Annotated in this window: 6 protein-coding genes; 1 reads left to right on the forward strand and 5 read right to left on the reverse strand. The window is 70.7% G+C overall.

Annotation, left to right across the window (positions count from 1 at the left end; translation table 11 throughout):
• Positions 1-820 (forward strand): BtpA/SgcQ family protein (locus VGW35_15910; protein HEV8309145.1); only part of this gene is annotated, 820 nt, incomplete at its 5' end.
• Between the two features lie 75 nt (positions 821-895).
• Here the strand turns inward: VGW35_15910 and VGW35_15915 are convergent.
• The 5 genes from VGW35_15915 to VGW35_15935 form a co-directional block, all read right to left on the reverse strand.
• Positions 896-1978, reverse strand: a complete 1083-nt coding sequence (locus tag VGW35_15915; protein HEV8309146.1) for a Gfo/Idh/MocA family oxidoreductase — start codon at positions 1976-1978, stop codon at positions 896-898.
• Positions 1975-3144, reverse strand: coding sequence for an HRDC domain-containing protein (locus VGW35_15920; protein HEV8309147.1), 1170 nt, complete (start codon positions 3142-3144; stop codon positions 1975-1977). Before VGW35_15920 ends, VGW35_15915 begins: the two co-directional genes overlap by 4 nt.
• A gap of 99 nt (positions 3145-3243) precedes the next feature.
• Positions 3244-3519, reverse strand: coding sequence for a hypothetical protein (locus tag VGW35_15925; protein ID HEV8309148.1), 276 nt, complete (start codon positions 3517-3519; stop codon positions 3244-3246).
• Between the two features lie 114 nt (positions 3520-3633).
• The gene (locus VGW35_15930; GenBank protein ID HEV8309149.1) at positions 3634-3951 is read right to left on the reverse strand and encodes a hypothetical protein; all 318 of its coding nucleotides are present in this window, start codon (positions 3949-3951) and stop codon (positions 3634-3636) included.
• A 302-nt stretch (positions 3952-4253) separates the two neighbouring features.
• The gene (locus VGW35_15935; GenBank protein ID HEV8309150.1) at positions 4254-5207 is read right to left on the reverse strand and encodes a hypothetical protein; all 954 of its coding nucleotides are present in this window, start codon (positions 5205-5207) and stop codon (positions 4254-4256) included.
• Positions 5208-5277: the final 70 nt, after the last annotated feature.

The raw sequence follows: 5277 nt of genomic DNA on the forward strand, positions 1-5277 counted from the left end.
TCGGGTCGTGAGCCGCGAGCCGCTCCCCGGGCTCTCGCGTCTTCTCATCGGGATGGTCCATCTGCTGCCGCTCCCCGGAAGTCCGCGCTGGGGAGGGTCGCTGGCCCGGGTCGTCGACCGCGCCGTGGCCGACGCGCGGGCCCTCGCGGGGGCGGGCTTCCACGCCTGCCTGATCGAGAATTACGGCGACGCGCCGTTCAGCCCGGGGCGGGTGGACCCGGCGACGGTCGCTGCGCTGGCGGTCGTGGTCACCGAGGTGCGGCGGGTCGTCCCGTGTCCGGTCGGGGTGAACGTCCTCAAGAACGACGCCCAGGCCGCGCTCGCGGTGGCGGCGGCGACCGGGGCCGCGTTCATCCGCGTCAACGTGCATGTGGGCGCCGTCGTGGCCGACCAGGGGCTGATCCAGGGCGACGCCTACGCGACCCTCCGCTATCGCCGTCTCCTCGGCACCGACACCCGCCTCTTCGTCGACATCGGCGGCAAGCATGCGGTCCCCCTCGCACCTGTCGAGCTCGAGCACGTCGCCCGGGATGCCGCCGAGCGGGGCCTGGCCGACGCGCTGGTCGTCTCCGGGCCGGCCACTGGCGAGGCCACGTCGCCGGGTGACCTCAAGCGCGTGCGCGCGGCGCTCCCGGACCGGCCGATCCTGGTGGGCTCCGGCGTGACCCCCGAGACCATCGGCCCGCTGCTCGCCCTCGCCGACGGCGCCATCGTCGGCACCTGGCTCAAGCGCGAGGGCCGGACGGTGAACCCGGTGGATCCCGAGCGAGCCGCGGCCCTCGCGCGCGCCGCGAGAGATCTGAAGCCCGGCGGGCCATGACGGACCTCCGATACGTGCGGGAGAGCGGCCGCTACGCGAGCCGCGAGCACGACTTCGGCGGGGACGCGATGGAGGTCAGCGTCCTTCGCTGAGGCTCACCCGAGCCCAGCCGGTCTGCGCCGTCGCCCGCACGGCGTCCATCACCCGCTGCACCACGAGCCCGTCGCGGAAGGTGGCGGCGGGCGCGACCGGACCGCCATCGAGGATGGCCGTGACCAGGTGGTCGACGAGCCGGACGAACGAGACGCCCCACAGCGTGACGTAGTTCATGCCGGGGGGCGGGGCCAGCGTCTCCGGCGCGGTCAGCTCCGCCAGCTCCTGGCCCTTTCGCGCGCCCCAGAGGCGTTCGGACTCGTCGAGGACGAGCGTGCCTTCGTCGCCCCACACTTCGACCCTGGGACCGCGCGCGTGGGCGGTCACGACGCTGGCGAGGATCGTTCCGACGGCGCCGGCCGCGAACCGGAGGGAGAAGACGGTGAAGTCGTCGGCTGTCGCCGCCCGGCGCCCCGACCCGTCGGGGAGCGGCCGCTCCTTGACATACGTCTCGGTGGTGCCGCAGACCGCCTCGATCTCGCCGAGACAGTAGCGGAGCAGGTCGATCTGGTGCGAGCCCACGGCTCCCAGGAGCCCGCCTCCCTGCGCGGCATCCGCCCACCAGGTCCAGGGCCGGCTCGGGTCGGCGCGGCCGGGGCCGACCAGCGTCAGCAGCGCATGCCGGGGCTGCCCGACGAAGCCGTCGGCGATGAGGGCTCGGACCTTGCGCCGGTTCGGGTTGAAGCGGAGCTCGTGGTCGATGACGTGCACGACTCGCGCGCGCTCGGCGACGTCCAGCATCTCCGCCGCCTCGGCCGTCGAGAGCGCCATCGGCTTCTCACAGAGGACGTGGCGCTTGGCGGCCACGGCCGCCAGCGTCATCGGGTGGTGCAGGGATGGGGGCGCCGTGATGCTCACCAGATCGAGATCGGCGGCCGCGAGCTCGTGATAGGTGGCGAAGGCGTGCGGGACCCCGAAGCTCTGGGCGACGGCTCGCGCCCTGTCCGGCTGGCCGCTCGCCACCGCCACCACCTCGGCGCGAGGGTGAGCCTGGAAGGCCGGAATCTGCACCGTGCTGCCGAACCCGGTCCCGATGACGCCGACCCGGAGCTTCTTGGCCCTCATCCGCGTACCTCCTTCCGTGACGCCGCTCCGACACCCGCCAGCGTGGCCAGGATCTCCGGCCCGAACGCCTCGACCCGCCAGCGCCGCAGGCCCGGCACCTCGACCAGGGCGACCCGGTCACCCGGGGGCGAGGCCGCCAGGAGATCGATCAGGCGCTGCGGCAGGAGCACGCCCGGATCGAGTCCCGCCCGAGTCGCTGCCTCCGCCCGCCAGCGGCGCAGCGCTTCCCCCCGCTGCTGCACGATGGCCAGGATGACCGGACGCTGGCCGCGCGATCCCCGAAGGTCCTCGGGGAGCGGCGCCGCCAGCCCGCGGGCGATGGCCTCGAGGATTCCCTCGCCGTAGCGGGTCTGGAGACGCGGCGAGAGCCCCAGGATCCCGCCGAGGGCGGCCCGGTCCCGCGGCTGCGCCGCGGCGAGCGCCACCAGGGTCTCGGGGCTCACCACCTTGAACGGTGGCCGGCGCTCGGCGCGCGCCCACGTCTCGCGCTGGGCGTGGAGGGCGCGGAGGACGGCCAGCGCGCGGGGGTCGAGGCGCCCGGCTCCGCGGAGCCGGCGGTACCCGTCCACATCCGGGGCGCGTTCGGCCACCGGATGCGCGGCGAGGGCCTCGCACTCCTCGGCGAGCCACGCCTCCCGCCCGAGCGCCGTCAGCTCGGCCCGGAGGCGCTCGCGCAGCGCGAACAGATGACGCACGTCCTCGGCTGCGTACGCCTCCTGGGCCGGGGGGAGGGGCCGGCGGGCCCAGTCCGCCTTCTGCTGGGACTTGACGGGCGTGATGTCGAGGTACTGCCGGAGGAGCGCGTCGAGCCCGAGCTCGCGGAGGCCGAGGAAGCGGGCCGCCAGCATCGTGTCGAAGATGTTGGCGAACGTGAAGCCGAAGTCGCGCTTGAGGTAGGCGAGGTCGTTCTCGGCACTGTGGAGCACTTTGGCCGTCGCCGGATCGGCGCAGACCGGGCGGAGCGGCTCGAGGTCCGGGAGGGCCAGGGGGTCGACGAGGGACACGCGGCCCTGCGCGTCGGCGACCTGAACGAGGCAGAGCCGCTCGGGGTAGTGATGGAGGCTGTCGGCTTCGGTGTCGAGGGCGACGGCCTCGGCGCCGGCCAGCTCGCGCCCGAGCCGCCTGAGCTCGGGCGACGTCCGAATCCAGGTCGGGGCCTCGGGCACCCCCCCAGGATACCAGGGGTCCTACTAGGGTTCCAGCGATGGCGTCACTCGGGCTTTGGCGTAGGTTCGCCGTCGGCGGACTGGGAGGACCCGAGGTGGCTATAAATTGCCGAGGACGAACTCGCGGATTCGACGCAGCTCTTCGGCGCGGAGGTCTTCCACTTCGTCGGGGACGAACCCTTGCAGGTCGTATCGAGCCGCTCGCGAATCGTCCTTAAGCTGGCGATAGTCAATGTAGATCGCGGGGTTCATGCGAAAGACGCGCAGACGCTCGAAGAGGCGATCTATATCTCCGTAGCTCGAAATGTTGGTGAGGTGGTGTCTGGCAGCCAGCGCTCGGATGTAGTGAAGCGCTGCGTAGAAAATCACTGTCACCGCCCAATCCAAATAGGGGGGAACGCGGAATGTCGAATGTCTGAAGGAATTGCTCGTTGTGTTGGGCCTGGCGAAGATGGGCTGCCTGCGTGGGCATCGAGATGTCTGGAATCTTTAGCGGTGATCGCGGTAGAAGAGAATCCTCCCTTGCAAATCGTCGGCGAGGAACGAATGGAACTCCACTCGGTCCAATGCCACGACATTGAAATCGAACGAAGTGTCCGGTGCTTCCTCCATCAATCGAAGTTCTTCTTGGTACACGTGGCGCCGGACGAGCTTGTCGCGTTCACGTATGAATGCCCAGATCCGATGGGTGTCATTCTCTCGCGCGCAGGTGACAGCAATGACTTGCGGCAGACGACCGACGCGCTTGGCGAAACTGCATATCGAGGGCTGGATGTCCTCTCCCATTGGTGACGCGGGATCAATCACGTTCCAAGGACTCGTCGCGAAAGTGAGGTTAGGCGGCGTCGGGCATCTCTGTCAAGATTGGCGCGACGGGCGTGTGCCCGACAGGCATGTCCTGGCCCACACTTGAGAAGCAGGCGCGCTTCGCCGCGCCGGGCGGGTGACGCCCACCAACAGGACCTTTCAGTTCGCGAAGGGGACAAACCCCTATCGGGCGGACCTGCCGCGAGGGTGCAGCCTGACCTATCGCTTGTCCGGGTCGGGGTGAACACGTGGGTCTTTCGCAGCGGTCGGGCGCTCCGCCACCGATCCCTGAGCGTCTGGGCTCAGTCCTCGTGCCAGCGCTCCAGGAGCCGCCCGCCGAGGGAGCGATGGCCCAGGAAGAAGTAGGTGATCATCGCGACGGCCGCGAGGAGGTTGGCGATCGCGACGTTCCACCACAGGAGGGCGCCGACCAGCGCCTCGTCGAGGGCCGACACGAACCCCAGGAAGAAGAGCTCGAAGCACCAGAAGAGGATGAACAGCCCGAGCAGGATGCGCGGCTCCCGCTCGGCCGCCACCAGGAGGGCGGCGGCCAGGACGCCGAAGAAGGCGAAGGCCGCCACGTGGAGCACGGTATAGCCGAGCGCGAGGTCGAGCCGGATCTCGAGGAGCTTCGGGTCGCGCAGGCCTTCGAAGATGGCGGCCCCCAGCAGGGACGGGGTCCGCAGCGGCTGGAAGGCGAGCGTGTCGTAGATCAGGAACCACAGGGCGACGACGGCCGCCCCGATGAGCCCGGCCAGCAACCCCTCGCGGATCACACCGACCCAGCGACCGAGGAGCGTCCGGGCCAGCGGGCGGTGCCCCGCGAAGAAGTAGCCGAGCATGCCGACGGCGGCCAGGAAGTTCCCGATGAGGATGGCCCACCAGTGCAGCACCCCGAGGAGCGGCCGGGCCAGGAAGACGATGAGGGCCAGGAAGAAGATCTCGAAGGCCGCGAAGAAGATGACGAGGGCGAGCAGCATCGCCGGCTCGCGCTCGGCTCCCGCCACGAGGAACGCCGCCACGATCCCGATGACGATGAAGACCAGGACGTGCGCCGCCGTGTAGGCGAGGACCGGGAGGAGGGCGGGTGACACGGCCGCCGGGTCCCGCACGCCCTGGAAGAGGGTGGCCCACAGGAGGGCCGGCGTCCGGAGCGGGGCCAGCTGGATCAGGTCGAAGATCAGGAACCACACGGCCACGGTGGCGGCCCCGATGAGGCCGGCGATGATCCCCTCGCGTACGACCGCGCGCTTCATCTCCCACTCCTAGTTCTTCGGGGGGTCTCGGAAGACCCCCCCGATGCCCCCCCCACAGATGAGGCGGGCC

The sequence above is a fragment of the Candidatus Methylomirabilota bacterium genome (assembly GCA_036005065.1).
Taxonomy (GTDB): domain Bacteria; phylum Methylomirabilota; class Methylomirabilia; order Rokubacteriales; family DASRDR01; genus DASYQW01.

Coding starts and splice junctions, on each gene's coding strand:
- VGW35_15915 (HEV8309146.1), bottom strand. CDS start 1,978: ATGAGGGCCAAGAAGCTCCGGGTCGGCGTCATCGGGACCGGGTTCGGC.
- VGW35_15935 (HEV8309150.1), bottom strand. CDS start 5,207: ATGAAGCGCGCGGTCGTACGCGAGGGGATCATCGCCGGCCTCATCGGG.